This is a genomic window from Rhodoferax sp. (assembly GCF_028688795.1).
Taxonomy (GTDB): domain Bacteria; phylum Pseudomonadota; class Gammaproteobacteria; order Burkholderiales; family Burkholderiaceae_C; genus Rhodoferax.
The window spans coordinates 26497-44739 of record NZ_JAQTXM010000030.1 but is presented as its reverse complement, the minus strand read 5'-3'; the positions used below and the strand labels follow the sequence as shown (position 1 = coordinate 44739).

The 18243-nt window shown below is 56.4% G+C and carries 21 protein-coding genes and 2 tRNA genes; 16 read left to right on the top strand and 7 right to left on the bottom strand.

Annotated features, from left to right (window positions below; translation table 11 throughout):
• Positions 1 to 18: 18 nt before the first annotated feature.
• From PHQ58_RS18755 to PHQ58_RS18740, 4 genes are all read right to left on the bottom strand, one after another.
• Positions 19 to 987, bottom strand: coding sequence for an ABC transporter permease (locus tag PHQ58_RS18755; protein ID WP_300114063.1), 969 nt, complete (start codon positions 985 to 987; stop codon positions 19 to 21).
• Complete coding sequence (locus tag PHQ58_RS18750; protein WP_300114060.1) at positions 980 to 2107, bottom strand: ABC transporter permease; 1128 nt, start codon at positions 2105 to 2107, stop codon at positions 980 to 982. Before PHQ58_RS18750 ends, PHQ58_RS18755 begins: the two co-directional genes overlap by 8 nt.
• Complete coding sequence (locus PHQ58_RS18745; RefSeq protein WP_300114057.1) at positions 2104 to 3636, bottom strand: ABC transporter ATP-binding protein; 1533 nt, start codon at positions 3634 to 3636, stop codon at positions 2104 to 2106. The genes PHQ58_RS18750 and PHQ58_RS18745 overlap by 4 nt, the downstream gene beginning before the upstream one ends.
• Before the next feature lie 87 nt (positions 3637 to 3723).
• The gene (locus PHQ58_RS18740) at positions 3724 to 4701 is read right to left on the bottom strand and encodes a BMP family ABC transporter substrate-binding protein (protein WP_300114054.1); all 978 of its coding nucleotides are present in this window, start codon (positions 4699 to 4701) and stop codon (positions 3724 to 3726) included.
• A 135-nt stretch (positions 4702 to 4836) separates the two neighbouring features.
• On the opposite strand from PHQ58_RS18740, the gene PHQ58_RS18735 reads away from it, so the two are divergent.
• Together PHQ58_RS18735 and PHQ58_RS18730 are read left to right on the top strand one after the other, a co-directional pair.
• Positions 4837 to 5769 (top strand): ribokinase, encoded by a 933-nt coding sequence (locus PHQ58_RS18735; protein WP_300114051.1) that lies wholly within the window; start codon positions 4837 to 4839, stop codon positions 5767 to 5769.
• 31 nt (positions 5770 to 5800) lie between these two features.
• Positions 5801 to 6805 (top strand): nucleoside hydrolase, encoded by a 1005-nt coding sequence (locus tag PHQ58_RS18730; protein ID WP_300114048.1) that lies wholly within the window; start codon positions 5801 to 5803, stop codon positions 6803 to 6805.
• Positions 6806 to 6852: 47 nt separating this feature from the next.
• On the opposite strand, the gene rpiA is transcribed toward PHQ58_RS18730, so the two are convergent.
• Positions 6853 to 7533, bottom strand: coding sequence for a ribose-5-phosphate isomerase RpiA (gene rpiA, locus PHQ58_RS18725; protein ID WP_300114045.1), 681 nt, complete (start codon positions 7531 to 7533; stop codon positions 6853 to 6855).
• A gap of 64 nt (positions 7534 to 7597) precedes the next feature.
• Here rpiA and PHQ58_RS18720 point away from each other — a divergent pair, with 64 nt between their 5' ends.
• Positions 7598 to 8692, top strand: a complete 1095-nt coding sequence (locus tag PHQ58_RS18720; protein ID WP_300114042.1) for a quinone-dependent dihydroorotate dehydrogenase — start codon at positions 7598 to 7600, stop codon at positions 8690 to 8692.
• 30 nt (positions 8693 to 8722) lie between these two features.
• Here the strand turns inward: PHQ58_RS18720 and PHQ58_RS18715 are convergent, their stop codons facing one another.
• Together PHQ58_RS18715 and PHQ58_RS18710 are read right to left on the bottom strand one after the other, a co-directional pair.
• Entirely contained in the window at positions 8723 to 9826 is a 1104-nt protein-coding gene (locus tag PHQ58_RS18715) for an NAD(P)/FAD-dependent oxidoreductase (RefSeq protein WP_300114039.1), read from the bottom strand.
• A 99-nt stretch (positions 9827 to 9925) separates the two neighbouring features.
• Positions 9926 to 10000, bottom strand: a tRNA-Val gene (locus PHQ58_RS18710).
• A 140-nt stretch (positions 10001 to 10140) separates the two neighbouring features.
• On the opposite strand from PHQ58_RS18710, the gene PHQ58_RS18705 reads away from it, so the two are divergent.
• From PHQ58_RS18705 to PHQ58_RS18645, 13 genes are all read left to right on the top strand, one after another.
• Positions 10141 to 10216 (top strand) — tRNA-Asn (locus PHQ58_RS18705).
• Positions 10217 to 10375: 159 nt separating this feature from the next.
• A complete protein-coding gene (locus PHQ58_RS18700; protein WP_300114036.1) occupies positions 10376 to 10549 on the top strand; it encodes a hypothetical protein in 174 nt (57 codons plus the stop codon).
• Positions 10550 to 10642: 93 nt separating this feature from the next.
• Positions 10643 to 11008 (top strand): glutaredoxin domain-containing protein, encoded by a 366-nt coding sequence (locus tag PHQ58_RS18695; protein WP_300114034.1) that lies wholly within the window; start codon positions 10643 to 10645, stop codon positions 11006 to 11008.
• A 32-nt stretch (positions 11009 to 11040) separates the two neighbouring features.
• Complete coding sequence (locus tag PHQ58_RS18690; protein WP_300114031.1) at positions 11041 to 11301, top strand: hypothetical protein; 261 nt, start codon at positions 11041 to 11043, stop codon at positions 11299 to 11301.
• Positions 11302 to 11360: 59 nt separating this feature from the next.
• Positions 11361 to 11702, top strand: coding sequence for a VanZ family protein (locus PHQ58_RS18685; RefSeq protein WP_300114029.1), 342 nt, complete (start codon positions 11361 to 11363; stop codon positions 11700 to 11702).
• Positions 11680 to 11934 carry a hypothetical protein gene (locus PHQ58_RS18680; protein ID WP_300114027.1) on the top strand — a complete coding sequence of 85 codons (255 nt, stop codon included), beginning with the start codon at positions 11680 to 11682 and terminating at the stop codon, positions 11932 to 11934. Before PHQ58_RS18685 ends, PHQ58_RS18680 begins: the two co-directional genes overlap by 23 nt.
• A 30-nt stretch (positions 11935 to 11964) precedes the next feature.
• Positions 11965 to 12210, top strand: coding sequence for a hypothetical protein (locus tag PHQ58_RS18675; RefSeq protein WP_300114024.1), 246 nt, complete (start codon positions 11965 to 11967; stop codon positions 12208 to 12210).
• A 347-nt stretch (positions 12211 to 12557) separates the two neighbouring features.
• Positions 12558 to 12749 (top strand): hypothetical protein, encoded by a 192-nt coding sequence (locus PHQ58_RS18670; RefSeq protein ID WP_300114022.1) that lies wholly within the window; start codon positions 12558 to 12560, stop codon positions 12747 to 12749.
• A 12-nt stretch (positions 12750 to 12761) separates the two neighbouring features.
• Positions 12762 to 13085, top strand: a complete 324-nt coding sequence (locus PHQ58_RS18665; protein ID WP_300114019.1) for a hypothetical protein — start codon at positions 12762 to 12764, stop codon at positions 13083 to 13085.
• Positions 13086 to 13314: 229 nt separating this feature from the next.
• Positions 13315 to 13752 (top strand): hypothetical protein, encoded by a 438-nt coding sequence (locus tag PHQ58_RS18660; RefSeq protein WP_300114017.1) that lies wholly within the window; start codon positions 13315 to 13317, stop codon positions 13750 to 13752.
• Between the two features lie 372 nt (positions 13753 to 14124).
• On the top strand, positions 14125 to 15912 hold the full coding sequence (locus tag PHQ58_RS18655; protein ID WP_300114014.1) for a thiamine pyrophosphate-binding protein: 1788 nt from the start codon (positions 14125 to 14127) through the stop codon (positions 15910 to 15912).
• An 18-nt stretch (positions 15913 to 15930) separates the two neighbouring features.
• Positions 15931 to 16734 (top strand): sugar phosphate isomerase/epimerase, encoded by an 804-nt coding sequence (locus tag PHQ58_RS18650; protein WP_300114011.1) that lies wholly within the window; start codon positions 15931 to 15933, stop codon positions 16732 to 16734.
• Between the two features lie 35 nt (positions 16735 to 16769).
• A complete protein-coding gene (locus PHQ58_RS18645; RefSeq protein ID WP_300114008.1) occupies positions 16770 to 18239 on the top strand; it encodes an aldehyde dehydrogenase family protein in 1470 nt (489 codons plus the stop codon).
• Positions 18240 to 18243: the final 4 nt, after the last annotated feature.

Genomic DNA, 18243 nt, shown 5'->3' with positions numbered 1-18243 from the left:
CAAATCAGCTGTCGTAGTTCACCGCTCTTTGGTGTAGGGAACACCCAGTGCTTTGGGGGCCATTGCCCGGCCCATCAGGCCTGCCAGCAACACCACCGTCAGCACGTAAGGCAGGGCCTGGATGATTTGTACCGGCACCTCACCCACGCCAGGCAATTGAACCCCTTGAAGGCGAATGGCGGCAGCGTCCAGAAAACCAAACAACAGGCAGGCCCACAAAGCCTTCACTGGGTGCCAGCGACCAAAAATAAGAGCGGCCAGCGCCATGAAGCCACGGCCTGCCGTCATATTTTGTGAAAAACTAGCACTTTGCGCGAGCACCAGGTAGCTGCCAGCCAGGCCACACAGCATCCCATTCAAAGTCAGCGCGGTGTAACGCAGGCGCATGACGGACACGCCAGCGGCGTCCACCATCTGCGGGTTCTCGCCGACCGCGCGCAAGCGCAAGCCAAAGCGCGTTCGAAACAACAACCACCAAACCAGTGGCACCAGCAACAGTGCGAGGTACACCAGCGCGTTGTGCCCCAAAATGCCGTCACCCAGCACCGTTCCCAAAACCGGCAGATTGCGCGCCGCCTCAGCCAAGCCAGGCATCAGGGCCGAAATACGGACATTAGGGCTCACAGGCGGCGTTTGTCCACCCTGATGAAACCAGGCGGCACCCAGCACAGCGGTGAGGCCTAGTGCAATGATATTAATAGCAACACCAGACACCACCTGGTCACCCTTGTGGCTCACGCACGCTAGCCCATGCACCCACGACATGCCCATAGCCACGGCCATTGCCGCGAGCAAAGCCAGCGTCGTGGAGTGAAACGCCGCGCCGACCGCCCCGGCGGCAAAGGCCGCCAGCAGCATCTTGCCCTCAAGACCAATGTCCACCACGCCCGAACGCTCTGACAACAGCCCGGCAAGCGCACAGAAAATCAGCGGCGTAGACACCCGCAACGTTGAGGCCAGCATGGAACCGATCAGCGCCTCATCCATGTGCAGCTTTCGATGTCGCCGCGCTGGCAAACGGCTTGCTGAACCAGCCCAACACGCGCGCTAATATCGGCGCAATCACGTAAGTCATGGCACCGGAAAAAAGCACAATAAAGCCTTGCAACATCACCACCATGTCGCGACTGAAACCACGCACTTCAAACGCCACCTCTGCACCCCCCTGAAACAAAGCCCCAAAAAGCAGACTGGCCAGCACAATGCCAAGCGGGTGATTGCGTCCCATCAAGGCCACGGCAATGCCGGTAAAACCCGCGCCACTGACAAACTCCAGCAGCAGCTTGCCACTAACCCCGGCAATTTCATTCATACCCACCAGGCCTGCCAACGCGCCGGAGATGGACATCGCCACCAGCACCTGATGGCGCGCATTGATACCGGCATATTCAGCCGCGCCAGGGCTGGAGCCAACTGCGCGCAATCGGTAACCGGCACGCGTGCGCCACAAGAAGAGGTAAATCAGCACAGCAGCCAAAGCGGCCAGCAAGACACTGAGGTTCAAGGGCGAAGCGGGCCAAGCCACGCCTACCCAAGCCAGCGCCTGATGCATGCCAGGCAATTTGGCTGACTCAGAAAAACTGGCGCTTTCGACCGACATGACACCGTTCGGGCGCAAATGGTTGACCAGCAAATACACCAGCACGCTGCTGGCGATAAAGTTAAACATGATGGTGGTGATCACCACATGGCTGCCCCTATAGGCCTGCAAATAGGCTGGTACCGCAGCCCACGCCAGGCCAAAAAGTGCACCCGCGATCATCATGAGTGGCAGCATTAACCAAGCCGGCAACGATGCCGATAACCACAGCGCCACCAGCCCGGTGCCCAGACCACCCATGACAGCCTGCCCTTCCCCACCGATGTTAAACAGCCCGCCATGGAACGCCACAGCCACCGCCAACCCAGTAAAGACAAACGTGGTGGCGTAGTACAGGGTGTAGCTGAAACCCCGGGCGGTGCCGAATGCACCTTGAAGCAGCACCTGAATCACCAGCAGCGGGTCTTGCCCAACCAGCGCGACAACGCCACCCGCGGCCAGCAAGGCCACCCCCAGACTTACCAAAGGCAGCAGCACCAAATCAGCCCAGCGCGGCAAACTTGTCATGTGTTGCCCCCGGTCATCAAAAGGCCCAAAGCGGCCTCCGAGCACTGCGCGATGGGGAGTTCACCCGCCACGCGGCCTTGGTTCATCACGATCACCCGGTCTGCCAAGGCCAAGATTTCATCAAGCTCGCTTGACACCACAAGTACCGCGCAGCCGGCTTGGCGCATGGCACGCAGTTGAGCGTAAATAAATTCAATCGCCCCGATGTCTACCCCGCGCGTGGGTTGCCCGACCAGCAAGACTTGCGGTGAACGGCCCAGTTCGCGTGCTAGCACCAGCTTTTGCTGGTTACCGCCCGAAAACTTGCTGCTAAGCAGCTCAGGGTCGCGCGGGCGTACGTCAAAACGGTCCATCATGTCGGCGGTCGCTTGGCGCATGTGGTCGTGGTTCATCCAGCCACGGGTGGCGTAGCCCGGCAAGTTGTCGTAGCCCAAGGCGGCGGACTCCCAGGCGGCAAAAGCCATCACCAAGGCGCGTGCCTGCCGGTCTTCAGGCACATGCGCTAGCCCGAGTGCCCGGGCTGCGCCAGGGTCAAGCCAATGCGGGCTCTCAAAATGACTGTTGAGCAACTGCAGTTGCCCGCGTTCGGGCGTCAGCAAGCCCGAAAGTACGTCCATCAACTCGCTCTGTCCGTTGCCTGACACCCCCGCAACGCCCACAATTTCACCGGCGTGTAAGGCCACGCTCACATCCTTCAAGCGCTGCACGCCCATGCTGTCTGTTACTGACAGTTGACTGGCCTGCAGCAACACCTCCCCGACCGCCGCAGCCGCATCGTCAGCACGCCCCATGTTCACATGGCGCCCCACCATGGCTTGGGCCAGGCCCTCAATCGAGGCGGATGCAATCGGCACATCCTGTACCACCCGACCCGCACGCATGACCGTCACCACATCGCACAAAGCCATGACTTCCTTGAGCTTGTGGGTGATCAAAATGAGGGTGGTGCCTTGTTCGCGCAGGCGATTGAGCACGGCAAACAGCTGCGTCGTCTCCGCAGGTGTCAACACCGCCGTGGGCTCGTCCAGAATCAGAATCCTGGCACCCCGGTACAAGGCTTTGAGAATTTCAAGCCGCTGGCGGTCTCCCACCGGCAAATCAGCCACCAGTGCATCGAGTTGGATGTGCAGCCCGGTGGCCTGCATCAAGGCATTGAGCTTGTTGCGGACTTGTTCTTTGGCCCGTTGCAGCAGCCAATGCGGCTCCGCACCCAGCATCACGTTTTCCAGTGCGCTGAGGGTATCAACCAGCATGAAGTGCTGGTGCACCATGCCAATACCCAGTGCAATGGCATCGTCGGCATTACGGATATTGGCGGGCTTGCCTAACACGTCAATCTGCCCACTGTCGGCCTGGTAGAAGCCATACAGAATAGACATCAAGGTGCTTTTGCCAGCACCGTTTTCGCCCACGATGCCGTGCACTGTGCCCACCGCCACACTCAAAGAGACACCTGCATTGGCTGCCACAGCACCAAACTGCTTGCAGATGCCGGTCATGCGTACCGCAGGCGCTGGGTTGTCAGGCATGCTTGAAGGAATTTATAAGAGAAATAGGGCTCTAGCCCTTACTGTATATGCGTGAGCAGCTATATAAAAAATAGCTAACTAACACCATCAATATTTACAGGCGTTGTCGGCCATGTAGTCGGCCACCTTGATCTTGCCGCTGATGATGTCGGCTTTCATGGCATCGACCTTTTTCTTCATGTCAGCACTTACCATTTTGGCGTTATGCGCATCCATGGCGAAGTCAACGCCGTCTTCCTTCAGCCCCAACACCGCGATACCTGGCTTATATGATTTGGCTGCGTTGTACACCGCTACATCGACGCGTTTGACCATGGAGGTCAGCATGGTGCCCGGCTGCACATGGTTCTGGTTGCTGTCAACCCCAATGGCCAGTTTTTTGCTGTCTTTGGCCGCCTGATAGACACCCATGCCAGTGCCGCCCGCTGCTGCAAACACCACGTCAGCTCCCTTTGCAAACTGCGCCTTGGCCAACTCGCCGCCGCGGGCCGGGTCGTTCCAGGCCGAGCCGGTGGTGCCGGTCATGTTGGCAAACACTTCTGTTTTGGGGTTGGCAAACTTGGCGCCCTGCTCATAACCACACTGAAACTTGCGAATCAGCGGAATGTCCATGCCACCGACAAAGCCAACCTTGCCGGTCTTGCTCGCCATGGCCGCCATGGCACCCACCAAAAAGCTGCCCTCCTGTTCCTTGAAAACCACCGACTGCACGTTAGGCAGATTCACCACCATGTCGATGATGGCGAAATTGAGCTTGGGGAATTCTTTGGCCAGCTTTTCAATGGCAGAGGCCTGACCAAACCCGATACCAATGATCGGGCTGGCGCCCTTCTCTGCCATGCGGCGCAGGGCCTGTTCACGCTGAGACTCGTTGGAGATTTCAAATTCAAGGTAATTCTTGCCGGTCTCCTTCTTCCACTTCTCCATGCCGTTGTAGGCCGCTTCATTGAAAGACTTGTCAAATTTGCCACCCATGTCAAACACCACGGCAGGCTCGGCCCACAGCGCAGAACTGGCCAGCATTGCACAGGCCAGCAAGCTCAGACGAAGGGTTTTTGTGGTCATGGCAAATCTCTTTTCAAAATTAAAAAAGTAATGGGCAGGTGAGCCGGAATCAAACCAGCGCCAACTATGCCACGATTATTTTCAGCCACAGCGGCCGCGACATAATCGCCGCGTCATCTCTTGGAAAACACGCTCATGATTTTGGTTGCCGGCTCTGCCAATCTGGATTTCGTCATTCGCGCCCATCACATTCCCGCACCTGGTGAAACCGTGTTGGGACAAGCATTCAAAACCTACCCGGGTGGCAAGGGTGCCAACCAAGCCGTGGCTTGCGCCAAGGCCGGTGGCGCAGCAACCCGCATGTTGCTGGCGCTTGGCAACGACCCTTATGCCGAGCCTCTCCGGGCATCGTTGATGGCTGCGAACGTCGCGCTTTATGAAGTCCTAGCCCCCGATATACAGACGGGTTGTGCTTTCATTTGTGTAGCAGACAACGCGGACAACGCCATCACAGTCGCACCCGGCGCAAACCTGTGCCTGCACAGTCACCATCTGCCTGACCTGACCGGTTTCAACTACTTGCTGATGCAGCTTGAGATTGAACTCGCCACCGTCACTGCCTATGCACATTCCGCCAAGGCCCGGGGCGTCAAAGTGGTGCTCAATGCCGCGCCAGCCCAGCCCATGCCGGCCGAGCTGCTGGCAGATGTGGATGTGTTGATCGTCAACGAGGGAGAACTCGCCGCATTGGTGCCCTACCCCGTCAGCATCGTGACCAATCTGGCGCAAATCGCAGTGCCCTGTGTGGTGGTCACCTTGGGACAGCGCGGCTGCGTGGCCCGCCTGGGCAACAACTTCTTTGTGCAGCCAGCGTTCGATGTGATCGCAGTGGACACCACCGGTGCCGGCGACACGTTCAGCGGCGTGCTGGTGGCCGCTTTGAGCCAGGGCAACGCCATCAACCTTGCCATGCAGCGCGCCAGTGCTGCGGCGGCGCTGGCTTGTACGGCGCACGGCGCACAGTCGAGCATTCCGGCCGCTGAGGAGGTGAGTGCTTTTCTGGCGCAACATGCTCAACCGATTGCAGCAGATGAAGCCGCTTTGCGGGCCTACTGTGGACTCAGTTAAGTTTCACCCCTGGACCCAACCCTAGCCAACAATGATCCCAACGCCACCCAGAAAAGTTATTTTTGACACCGACCCAGGCGTGGATGACGCCATGGCGCTGTATTACGCCCTGGCTCACCCGTGCATCGATGTGGTGGGCATCACCACCACGTTTGGCAATGTGTTTGTAGAACAAGCGGCAGCCAACGTGCTGTACCTGTGCGCCTTGGCCGGGCGCAGCATTCCGGTAACGCTGGGTGCCAGCCACCCTTTGTTCAAAAATGCCGAGTCACCACCCGCGTTCATTCATGGCGCGGATGGCTTGGGCAACTTGCCGAGGCGCAGCAATACGCCAGGTCGGCCCGATCCGGGATCATCAGCCCAATTCATCGTTGACACAGTGCGTGCCAGCCCTGGCGAGATCACGTTGGTGGCCGTTGGGCCGCTCGGCAATTTGGCACTGGCCCTGCAGCTGGCCCCTGAATTGCCGACGCTGGTTCGCGAGGTGATTCTGATGGGCGGTACCGTTCTGGAATCTGGCAACGTTTCCCCAGTCGCCGAGGCCAACATCTGGAACGACCCACATGCCGCAGATGCGGTGTTTACTGCTGGCTGGCCTTTGACCATGGTGGGGCTGGATGTGACGCACCAAGTGATCTTGCCATTGAGTCTGTTCAAGACGATTGCCAACCACCACCAGCACGTAGCCACTGACACCCTTTACCATGCGGTTCAGTTTTACAGCGCGTTTTACAGCCAACACGACGCGCTGGTAGGAAAGGTCAACGGTTGTTATGGGCACGATGTGCTGGCCTTTGTGGTGCTGACCAACCCGGAACTTTTCACCCTGCAAAGCGGTCGTGTGCGGGTGGCTGTCGACGGGCTGGCGCAGGGCCAGACGATGATGCAGCGGAAGAATGTGGTCTACCCGCAGCACGGCTGGCACGACGATATTCCACACACCCAGGTTTGCCTGCAGGTTCAGGCAGACGCTTGCAAGGCTGTGGTGACGTCTACATTGATGCGGGACTGGTTGCAAACACCCCTGACAAGCTGACGCACCAATCCCCCTGAAAATTCAGCGCTAAGCGCGCCGTGGTGTTGTTAAAACGTGAGCGTCTTGACACCGCTGGCTGTTCCCAAAAGGCAAACCTGAGCCTTCTGGTGGGCAAACACACCGACCGTCACCACGCCAGGCCATTGGCTAACAGCGGTCTCAAAAGCCAGCGGATCGGCAATTTGCAGGCCGGTGACATCCACAATATGCTGACCGTTGTCAGTCACCAACGGGATGCCATTGCTCAATCGCAACTGCGCTGCGCCGCCCAGAGCGCGAAACTGTTTGATGACACGCTGTGTCGCCATCGGAATCACTTCTACCGGTAGCGGGAACTTGCCCAAGGTCTCAACCAGTTTGGACTCATCTGCAATACACACAAACTGGCGCGATTGGGCAGCGATGATTTTCTCACGGGTCAGCGCAGCACCACCCCCTTTGATCATGAACCCATGGCCATCAATCTCGTCTGCGCCGTCGATATACACAGACAACTCATCCACCTCATTGGAATCAAACACAGCAATGCCCAGCGCTTTAAGGCGCTCAGTGCTGGCGTTGGAACTTGACACTGCGCCCTTGATTTCACCCTTCATGCTGGCTAGGGCATCGATGAACTTGTTCACGGTGGAGCCTGTGCCCACACCGACAATTTCACCTGGCACCACGTATTTAAGCGCGGCGTGGCCCACCAGAGTTTTCAAATCATCTTGGGAAAGTGTGGACATGGTTCGGGCCTTTCAGTGTGCATGGTGGAAAATCACCATTATTTATGATTGACGGAATTATCCAATGGCTCTTGTTCCCTACGCGTTGACCCGCCCGTTTTTATTTGGCATGGACCCCGAGGCCGCGCATGAGTTGACCCTGAACACCATCGCGCGCACGCAGCACTCGGTGCTGAGCCGGGCCTATCGTGCACCCCGCGTCAGCGACCCAATTACTTTGGCTGGCCTGACGTTTCCCAATCGCGTGGGGCTTGCCGCAGGGCTGGACAAGAACGCGCGCTGCATCGACGGCTTGGGTGCCATGGGGTTTGGCTTTGTAGAAGTCGGCACGGTGACGCCATTGGCCCAAAGCGGCAACCCCAAACCGCGCATGTTTCGTCTGCCCAAGGCACAAGGGCTGATCAACCGGCTGGGCTTCAACAACGATGGCCTGGCGGCGTTTGTTGCCAACGTCAAGCGCTCTCGCCTTTACCAGCACCGCGTCGCGCATCCTGATGAGCCTGCGGCGCTGCTGCTGGGTTTGAATATTGGCAAAAACGCGGCCACACCCATCGAGCGTGCCACAGAAGATTACCTGACCTGTCTGGACGGTGTTTACCCCTATGCGGACTATGTGACGGTCAATATCTCCAGTCCCAACACAAAAAATTTGCGTAGCCTGCAAAACGACGACGCCCTGGATGCCTTGTTGAGCGCCATCTCCGAGCGGCGTGAAGCGTTGGCACAAACACATGGCAAGCGCGTGCCTATTTTTCTGAAAATTGCCCCGGACCTGGACGAAGCGCAAATCGCCGTGATTGCCCAAACCCTGAAACGCTACGGGCTGGACGCCCAAGGCAACGTGAACAACGCGTGGGGGGTGGTGGCCACCAACACCACTTTGAGCCGTGATGCGGTGAAAGGCATGGAACATGCCGACGAGGCGGGCGGACTCTCTGGCGCGCCAGTGCTGGTCATGAGTAACCGGGTGATTGCCAATTTGCGCGCGGCTTTGGGCGCAGACTTTCCCATCATTGGCGTGGGCGGCATCATGAGCGCACAAGATGCGTTGAGCAAAATTCGTGCGGGTGCCAACGTGGTGCAGATCTACAGTGGTTTGATTTATCAAGGGCCTGAATTGGTATCAGAGACTGCGTCTTTGATAAAAAACACCTTCTAGCCCTTATGGATATTGCGCAAGCCGCTATCTTTATTGAACATTTAGCAAGGTCAATACTTCTTGACCAATGGCAAGCGCACTGGTCAGACCGGGGGATTCAATGCCAAAGAGGTTCACCAAACCGGCATGTCCGTGGTGTTGTGGCCCTTGAATCAAGAAGTCTCTCGCGGGCTCGTTGGGGCCGCTGATCTTGGGCCGGATGCCTGCATAGGCAGGCAGCAAAGCGCCGTCTTTCAAACCTGGCCAGTACTTGCGTACCTCGCTGTAGAAGGCATCGCCGCGCGCTGAGTCGACACACAGGTCGTTGCTTGAGTCAACCCACTGCACATCAGGGCCGAACCTGGCTTGGCCTGCCAAGTCCAGCGTCAAGTGCACGCCCAGCCCAGCGGCTTCAGGCACAGGGTAAACAAGATGTGAAAACGGTGCCCTGCCCGCCAATGCAAAGTAATTACCTTTGGCAAAAAACGCCTGCGGGACATGTTCAGTCTGTAACCCGAGAAACTGATGGGCAAGCAATGGGGCTTGCAGTCCGGCCGCATTGACCAGCACCTTGCAGCGCAATGTGGTGCCGTCATTGGTCAGCAGTTCAATCGCACTTTTAGTAATCGTGGCTTGTGCCAATGCGCAACGAAGCACAACCATGCCATCCGCGTTCTCCAAATCAGCTTGCAGTGCCAACATGAGGGCATGGCTATCGACAATTCCGGTGCTGGGCGACAGCAGAGCAGCATCACACACCAACTCAGGTTCAATGCTGCGGGCTTCGTCTCGCTCAAGCCGCACCAGATCTGTCACGCCATTTCTTTGAGCCTTGTCTGCAATACCTGTCAATTGCCCGACCTGCTCGGTGCCGCACGCCACGATGAGCTTGCCGCAGCGCTTGTAGGCAATGCCTTTCTCTTCGCAATAAGCGTAGAGCAGTTTATTGCCCGTCACACACAAACGCGCTTTGAGGGAGTTGGCCGCATAGTAGATACCAGCGTGAATCACCTCGCTGTTGCGCGAACTGGTACCCGAGCCAATGGTATCAGCGGCTTCCAGAACCAAAACGGCTCTTCCAGCCAAGGCCAAAGCCCGGGCAACCGCCAAACCAACCACGCCTGCCCCCACCACCACGCAATCAACTTCATCCATAGCCGATTTACCTTTTGCAACCAAATAGCCGCGACAACAAGCAGACGAAAAAAAGGACTGGGCATTTCTGCCAAGTCCTTTTTTTTTACTGGGTATCTGTGGTGGGCGGTGGAGGCTTCGAACCTCCGACCCTTGCAGTGTGAATGCAATGCTCTACCCCTGAGCTAACCGCCCTATTTCCTCTGCAGGAAAGCCTAAAATTATGCCACAAGTTTTTAGATTTTTCAAAGGGCAATGAAAGTTGACCCAAGTTATTATTTCTCAACGACGTTGGTTAAAACCAGTAAAAAACCGTTCTATAATTTTGATCTTGTTCCTCGATAGCTCAGTTGGTAGAGCGCCGGACTGTTAATCCGTAGGTCCCTGGTTCGAGCCCAGGTCGAGGAGCCAAAAAATTGGACCCCCAAGTGTGCAAATGCTTGGGGGTTTTGTATTTCTGGCGTGTCATTGTGACGCAACGCCGTGTGCAGCAGACCTGTCTGATTCGCAATAATCTGACGCTTGCGTTCTGCATTGGTTCAGTTGAAAAATTTCTGCTCATTCGTTTAGATGAAATCATCTCTTATTAACCCGCTGCGCTTGCTCGCAGGAATCAGCTTGGTTCTGACCCTGCAAGCCTGCGCTGTGGTGGCTGTGGCCGACGCAGCGGTCACAGTGGTAGCCACCGGGGTGAAGGTCACGGCAAAGGCTGTGGGGGCTGTCGCCAGTGCTGTTATTCCTTGATTGAACGAAAAAATTCTGCTGACTTTGCCAAACCGTCGTTCCTGGCGAGTTTCGCTTCCACACGGCAAATCCTCAACACTTCTGGAGTTTTCCATGCCACGCCCGATTCTTGACGAGAGATACATTCACCCTGCGATCCGCAGCAAAGTTGCAGGGCATCAGCAGGCCATCGTGCAAGAGGTGATCGCGGCGATCAAAGACAATGATGTGGTGGTGGTGGGAATGGGCTTCAACCCTTTTCCCAAGCAGGCATGCAAAGCGCTGGACATGATCAAGCAGCCATATAAGTATTTGGAATATGGCAACTATTTCAATACCTGGCGTAAACGTAATGCGCTCAAAATGTGGACAGGTTGGCCGACTTTTCCGATGGTGTTTGTTAAAGGCACGCTGATTGGCGGCACTGATGATTTAAAAGCGATGATCAACAGCGGCGAGTTCAAGAGAATAGTGGCCTAAACATTGCCCCCTCAACAAAGCATGGCAGCAACGTGAATTTACTCAAACGACTTCTTTCTCGTGGTCTCCCCCCGTCACCAGAGCAGCGTGCCAGGGACCTGATCAAGGCCATCGACGCGGGGGGCATCCCTCTGAACCCTGCGGTGGTCAACGACATTGCCAGAAAGTTGGGGCTTGACGTGTTAACCACCGCACCAATGGACGAGACCATTGAACGTATTCGTGTCGCCAATGGGGTAGCCAAAAAGGCTGCTGGGGGCGTCGCTGGTGGTGGTGTTCCCGGTGTGGATTGATTGCTTTAATGCCCATGACACGCTTGCACGCCTTATGGCGATGGTCTTTTTGGTCACTGGTGTTGGTCACGCTGTGGTTATCGCTCATTCCAGGCGAGCAAGTCCCTTCGGCCTTTCATTTTTGGGACAAAGCGCAGCATGCATTTGGGTTTGCTGCTCTGGCGTTTCTGGGCCTGCTGGCTTATCCTGGGCATATCCGTTTGGTCATGTTGGGCTTGGCGCTGTTTGGGGCCGGTATAGAGTGCGCTCAGTGGCTGACTGGCTGGCGACAAGGCGATTGGCAGGACTGGGTTGCTGACTGTATTGGATTGGTAGTAGGCGCGGTGGCTTGGCGTTTTGTACGCTGGGCCTCTCCCCGTTTGAAACGGTTATTTAAAAATGAAAGAAAAAATGTTCGATAAAAGCGGTCAGTGGATCCAACTTGAAACCTTCGACGAGTTCGACAACGGTCTATCTGAGCTTATTGACCTGTGGTCAAGTACCGCAACCCAAGCGGTCAAAGAATCAGCACTCGCTCACTACAAAGAAGACTTGGAGGGCGTTGCACTCAATTGGGCTAACAACCGCGCAAAGCTGAAAAAATACGCTGTCATTGGTAAGGAGTTGGCTGAGTTTGAAGAAGCGCTGAAGTAAGACCGAGAAAATGCCGCGGTAAAGCGTTCCATGAATGAACTCAGGCAGATTCAATCTCTCGGGTTGGTACTGCCCTCCCCTGCATACATCTTGGGTGCCATCCTGTTTGGCATCATCGGCTGGGTTGCGTTTCGACGCGGTCGAAAAGAATCAATCGCAGCACTTACATGGAGTGGTATTGCCCTGATGCTGTACCCGTATGGCGTGTCGGAAACTTTGTTGCTTTGGTTTGTCGGAATTGCGGTTTCTGGCTTGGTTTATGTCAAGTGGAACTGATCGACACGGGCAAGTGCAGTTGCACTGCCGCCAGCAACAATAAAAAAGGCAAGGCTCATGAAGAACCTTACCTTTTCCGAGTGCTTCCTCAAGTATGGGAAGCGTCATGACGGCAAGCCGTCAGTCAGGTGTGAGCGTAAATATGGTCCATCGTCATGTATGAAACTCCTTCACCGAGGTTGGATCCCGGTCGCAGGGAAATTTTGCGCCAGATTTTCTGAGTAGTCAATAACTTTACTTGCGCCAGTACCAAGGACATAGGCTCAAGGCTTTGGGAGACTAAATCTTCAGCTCTGTGAGCATCAATGCTCAGATGCCGGCCATATTCGTGCACTACCATTGTCAACATGGAAATTATTGAAATCAGAGCAACCAAGGTCGAGGATTTACCGACAGTGGCCGAAATGTTTGGCCTTTCCCGGCAGTTTTACTGGCGACCTTCAGATCGAAGTCTCGCGTTGCGGTTCCTGTCGGATAGGCTTGGCGTTTGCCGCGCTGGCCTTCTCCCCGTCGACATGCAATTTGAATTTGCGAATTAATGAAAGAAAAAAATGTTTGATAAAACCGGCAAGTGGATCCACCTTGAGACGTTTGACGATTTTGACAATGGCCTGTCAGAGCTCATTGACATCTGGTCCAGCACCGCAAAGGCGGCGACCAAAGACGTCAAAGAATCAGCACTCGCGCACTTCAAAGAAGACTTGGAGGGCGCCATGCTCAACTGGGCCGAAAACCGGGCCAAGTCAAAAAAATACGCGGCTATTGGCAAAGAGCTGGCTGAGTTTGAAGCGGTGCTGGGCAGGGATTCGGTTGATGCACCTGAAGCCGAAAACAACACCCTTGTAACAGCAGCCAAGGCCAAGAAGAAAGCCTGAGCACCCACCCCCGAATCAGGGTGCTATTTTCAAGATAGTGGCCACGCTCAGAGACAAGCACTTGGGTGATCAGCCCGGGTGCTTTTTTTACGCCTGTATGGCAGGTGTTTGGCCACCACTTTGGCCATTTTCGCAGAGCAAGCCAAGTTGAAATCTGGTTTTTTTTAATGCTGCCGTACAGCTAATTCATGCAGCAAAGATGATCGTTGTCAACGTCATGATTTGATTCTTGGCATTTGATACAAGGTATGCATCACGGCATGACTTGCGCAATAAAGAGATAAAAACCATGTTCTCCATCTTTCACCCTGTACCCCGGATAAGTGCCGTTTGCTATGGCTTTGTTGCCTCTTGTTGCGCGGCGGCAAGCTTAGCGGCTTCTCCGAATATTCTGCGAAATCTGGGTGCGATCGGCGACACCTACAGCTTTCGTGTTGTCACCGATGATGTCGAGCAGGTGCCGAACAGTGTCTTCGCAGCCAGTAATGCAGTCCCACAGGCCAAGCTGTCGCATATTTCCGGCGGTAGCTATCTCGGTAATGCAGCAACGATGCCTCGCGACGGACGCACGACCAGGGTTGGCGATGTCGATCAACGCACCCCGGGTGAGGCTTACAGCTACGCTCGCGACATTGAGAACAAGCTTTGGTGGGCAGCGCCGGGTTGAGTTTTGGTCGCCCTTGATTTTTTTATCAGTCTATTTGCCGAAATCAATCCCGAGCCCAGCGCAGTTAACCCAGTGCTCGCTGCCTCGTGCACCACCAAAAACACGCTCGCTTTCTCCAATTCTGCCTTGATCAGAAAATCTTCTTCAGTGCTGGCGTCCGGTTTTGCATGTGTGATCGCGATAAGGACAAACCCTTATTACGATCGTTCATCGTGTTTATTTGAGCGATAAACGAACTCAAATGAACGAAATAGTACAACCAAAATTTGTCTGAATGGATAAAGTCACGGCACTTTCCAAGATTCATCTTCCATTGCGATGAGTTGGACCGCCTTCATTTCCAACACTGCACGCCTACATCAGGAGACAAAAATGCAAGATCTGATTTCCCACCAACTCGTCAAATACCTCGAAGACCGAGGCGTTGAGCACATCTTCGGTCTGTGTGGTCACACCAACATTGCTGTGCTGACAGCGCTGGAAAAAAGTAGCATCAAGTTCATTAACACGCGCCACGAACAAGTGGCTGCCCACGCCGCTGACGGTTACGCCCGTGCCAAGAAAACAACAGCAGTGGTGCTCAGCCACCTTGGCCCCGGCCTGACAAACGCGTCTACTGGTGTGGCCAATGCGGCGCTGGATTCGATCCCGATGGTGGTGATTGCCGGTGACGTGCCCAGCCACTACTACGGCAAGGGGCCGCACCAAGAGGTGAACCTGCACTCGGATGCCTCGCAATCGGAAATGTACCGTCCGTTTTGCAAGCGCGTCTGGCGCGTCGAGCGTCCCGAACTGTTCCCCGAGATCATCGAAAAAGCCTTCCAGCTGGCAGAGACTGGCCGCCCCGGCCCGGTGCTGGTGTCGGTACCCATGGACATCTTCTCCAAGCCCGTGGACGTGCAACTCTTTGCCAAATTGCGCCTGCACACCAAAAAGCTGCACACGCCCAGCATCGATGATGAGGTGGCCACACAGATCATCGAGGCCCTGGTGGCAGCCAAGCGTCCGCAACTCCACGTAGGCGGCGGCGTCGTGTTAGCCAACGCCACAGACGAGCTGGCAGAGTTTGTGAACCACATGAGCCTGCCGGTGTCGCACAGCCTGATGGGCAAAGGCGTCTTGCCTGACGACCACCCTTTCATTCTGGGTATGACCGGTTTTTGGGGCACCAAGTTCATCAACGACAAATGCCTGAACGCTGACCTGGTGTTTGGCCTGGGCACACGTTTTGCTGAAGCAGACTGCAGCTCGTGGGAAAACGAGTACACCTTCGACTTCACCAAATCGAAGCTGATCCACATCGACATTGACCCCAGCGAGATCGGCCGCAACTACCCTGTGCAAATCGGTGCCGTGGCCGACCTGAAACAAGCGCTCAAGGTGCTGAACCGTGTTGCCAAGAAACTTTACCCAGCAGGCTTCAAAAACGACACGTTGAAAGCTGAAATGGCAGCTAACCGCACCGCTTTCAAGGCCGGCTTGGTGGCTGCCCAGCAAAATGATGCGTTCCCGATGCGCCCCGAGCGCATCCTGGCAGATGCCCGAACCGTGCTGCCGCGCGACGTCATCATCACCACCGACGTGGGCTGGAACAAGAATGGCGTGGGCCAACAATTTGACATCTTCACCCCCGGAAGCATCCTGACCCCCGGCGGCTTTGCCACCATGGGTTTTGGTGCACCGGCAGCTATCGGCGCCAAGATTGCCTGTCCAGACCGCGTGGTGGTGTCGCTGGTGGGGGATGGTGGTTTCGGCCAGAACCCGGCCATGCTCGCCACCGCGGTTGAAAGCAACGTGCCGGTCATCTGGGTCATCATGAACAACTGCGCCTTTGGCACCATTGCCGGCTTGCAGTTGGCGCACTACGGCACCACGGTGGGCACGCTGTTCCTCAAAGACGGCGTACCCTTCCAGGCTGACTTTGCAGCCATTGCCCGGGCTTATGGCGCAGAAGGTGTTCGCGTCACATCCGCCGACGAATTCAAGCCCGCGCTAGAAAAAGCCATGGCTTCCAACAAACCATTTGTCATCGACGTGGCAATGCAAAACGCACCGGTCGAGACCGCCGGCCACTGGAACATCATGGACATCTACTCGCCCGGCAAGAAGGTGCACCACGCCGACACCGGCACTCTGCAAAACATAGCACGTAACACCTGATTAACGGGGGCTAAACGCATGAAACACCAATATTCATTAGCCCACCTCACCGCCATGGCACTGCCACCGGTGGATTTAATCGAGGCGGCGGCAAAAACCGGCTACGCGTATGTGGGCCTGCGTCTGAGCCGAGTGACCGATGCCGAACCGCTCTACCCGATCATCACCAGCAAGACAGCCATGGCTGCCACCAAAGCCAAGCTGGCCGACACCGGCGTGAAGGTGTGGGACATCGAGCTGGCCCGCATGGACCCCACGCACGATGCGCAGAGCTACTACCCCATGCTGGACGCCACGGCTGAGCTGGGTGCAAAGCACGTCATTTGCCAACTGCCCGACCCGGACCGCGAACGCGCCCACACACGCTTTGCCACCATGTGCGATTACGCCAAACCGCTGGGCATCACCGTCAGCCTGGAATTTCCGTGGTGGACCGAAACCGGCAACCTGGAAACCGCCACCACAGCGCTCAACACGGTGGACCGGTCCAACGCGGGCATGTTGATCGACATGCTGCATTTCTTCCGCTCCAAATCCAGCCATTCGGCTTTAAGAGCCTTGCCACGCGAATGGTTCCACTTTGCCCACGTGTGCGACGGCCCCAAAACGATCTCCCCTGGCATCGACAGCATCCTGCACGAGGCGCGCAGCCACCGCTACTTTCCTGGTGATGGTGACTTCGGTGTGAAAGACATTCTGGCTTGCCTGCCGGACAACATCACCTACACGCTGGAGATCCCCGGCGATGCGCTGGCGGCTGAAATCGGCTTTGAAGAATACGCCCGCCGTGCCCTGCAAACTGCACAGAAAAACTTGGACTGATTTTTTAACTCACTCACACTCACCGGAGGCAAACCATGAGCAACATCCCCCCAGAACTCAAAAAAACCGAGATCAACACCGAGCAGCGCGAAGAACTCGACACCGCCTTTGCTAAGGCCCGCGCGGCCTTGGCCATCATCGAAACTTATGATCAAGCCCGTGTTGACCGCCTGTGCCAAGCCGTGGCTTGGGCCGTGTCCAACAAGAAGACCTTCACCCGCCTGGTCGCTGAAGGCATTGCCGAGAGCCGCCTGGGTGACCCGGACAGCCGCATGGGCAAACGCATGAAAATTCGTGGCATTTTGCGTGATGCGCTGCGCCAGAAGAGTGTCGGCATCATCGAAGAAATCCCCGAAAAAGGCATCGTCAAATACGGCAAGCCCGCTGGCGTGGTGGCGTGTATCGTGCCCACCACCAACCCGGACCTGACGCCCGCTGGCAACGCCATTTACGCCATCAAGGCGCGCGACGCCGTCATCTTCTCGCCCCACCCGCGCGCCAAAAAAACCAGTTTCGAGACCGTTCGCCTGATGCGTGAAGCGCTGGAAAAAGAAGGCGCACCGCCCGACCTGCTGCAATGCCTCACCAAGGTCAACATCCCGATGTCGCAAGCCCTGATGGCTGAAGCCGACCTGGTGATCGCCACCGGCGGACAACCCATGGTGCGTGCCGCCTACAGCTCGGGCACCCCGGCTTACGGCGTGGGCGCAGGCAACTCGACCATGGTGATTGATGAGACCGCCAACATCGAAGAAGCGGCCATGAACACCCGTTTGAGCAAAACCTCTGACTTTGGCTCGGGCTGCTCGGCCGACGGCAACCTGATCATTCAGGAAAGCATTTTTGACGCGCTGCTGGCCCAACTGGTCAAAGAAGGTGGCTACGTCGCCAATGACACCGAGAAAGCAGCGCTGCGCAAAGCCATGTGGGACGACGAAAACCACCGCCTGGCCGACACCGTGGCCGTGGCACCGCAAAAACTGGCCGAGGCAGCCGGTTTCAGCATTCCGGCAGACCGCAAGTTCATCATCGTGCACGGCGACGGCATTGGCAAAGAGTACCCCTACTCTGGCGAAAAGCTCACCACGCTGCTGGCGGTTTACAAATATGGCACGTTTGACGAAGCGTTGAACATGATGCGCGGCATCTACAACGTGGGCGGCAAGGGCCATTCCTGCGGCATCTACTCGTTTAACCAGGACCACATCCACCAACTCGCCATGTCCGCACCGGTGAGCCGCATGATGGTGCGCCAGCCGCAATCTAAAGCCAACGCCGGCGCCTTCAACAACGGCATGCCCATGACCAGCAGCCTGGGCTGCGGCACTTGGGGTGGCAACGTGATCAGCGAAAACGTGAGCCTGAAGCACTACATGAACACCACCTGGGTCTCGGTGCCGATCAAAGAAGACCGCCCGTCTGACAAAGAGTTGTTCGGCGAGTTCTACGACCCGGCTCTGGAGATGGGCGAATTCACCGCTGAAGACATGGCCAGCGCCTGCTGAATCA

Coding starts and splice junctions, on each gene's coding strand:
- PHQ58_RS18755 (WP_300114063.1), bottom strand. CDS start 987: ATGGATGAGGCGCTGATCGGTTCCATGCTGGCCTCAACGTTGCGGGTG.
- PHQ58_RS18750 (WP_300114060.1), bottom strand. CDS start 2,107: ATGACAAGTTTGCCGCGCTGGGCTGATTTGGTGCTGCTGCCTTTGGTA.
- PHQ58_RS18745 (WP_300114057.1), bottom strand. CDS start 3,636: ATGCCTGACAACCCAGCGCCTGCGGTACGCATGACCGGCATCTGCAAG.
- PHQ58_RS18740 (WP_300114054.1), bottom strand. CDS start 4,701: ATGACCACAAAAACCCTTCGTCTGAGCTTGCTGGCCTGTGCAATGCTG.
- PHQ58_RS18735 (WP_300114051.1), top strand. CDS start 4,837: ATGATTTTGGTTGCCGGCTCTGCCAATCTGGATTTCGTCATTCGCGCC.
- PHQ58_RS18730 (WP_300114048.1), top strand. CDS start 5,801: ATGATCCCAACGCCACCCAGAAAAGTTATTTTTGACACCGACCCAGGC.
- rpiA (WP_300114045.1), bottom strand. CDS start 7,533: ATGTCCACACTTTCCCAAGATGATTTGAAAACTCTGGTGGGCCACGCC.
- PHQ58_RS18720 (WP_300114042.1), top strand. CDS start 7,598: ATGGCTCTTGTTCCCTACGCGTTGACCCGCCCGTTTTTATTTGGCATG.
- PHQ58_RS18715 (WP_300114039.1), bottom strand. CDS start 9,826: ATGGATGAAGTTGATTGCGTGGTGGTGGGGGCAGGCGTGGTTGGTTTG.
- PHQ58_RS18700 (WP_300114036.1), top strand. CDS start 10,376: ATGAAATCATCTCTTATTAACCCGCTGCGCTTGCTCGCAGGAATCAGC.
- PHQ58_RS18695 (WP_300114034.1), top strand. CDS start 10,643: ATGCCACGCCCGATTCTTGACGAGAGATACATTCACCCTGCGATCCGC.
- PHQ58_RS18680 (WP_300114027.1), top strand. CDS start 11,680: ATGAAAGAAAAAATGTTCGATAAAAGCGGTCAGTGGATCCAACTTGAA.
- PHQ58_RS18675 (WP_300114024.1), top strand. CDS start 11,965: ATGAATGAACTCAGGCAGATTCAATCTCTCGGGTTGGTACTGCCCTCC.
- PHQ58_RS18670 (WP_300114022.1), top strand. CDS start 12,558: ATGGAAATTATTGAAATCAGAGCAACCAAGGTCGAGGATTTACCGACA.
- PHQ58_RS18665 (WP_300114019.1), top strand. CDS start 12,762: ATGTTTGATAAAACCGGCAAGTGGATCCACCTTGAGACGTTTGACGAT.
- PHQ58_RS18655 (WP_300114014.1), top strand. CDS start 14,125: ATGCAAGATCTGATTTCCCACCAACTCGTCAAATACCTCGAAGACCGA.
- PHQ58_RS18650 (WP_300114011.1), top strand. CDS start 15,931: ATGAAACACCAATATTCATTAGCCCACCTCACCGCCATGGCACTGCCA.
- PHQ58_RS18645 (WP_300114008.1), top strand. CDS start 16,770: ATGAGCAACATCCCCCCAGAACTCAAAAAAACCGAGATCAACACCGAG.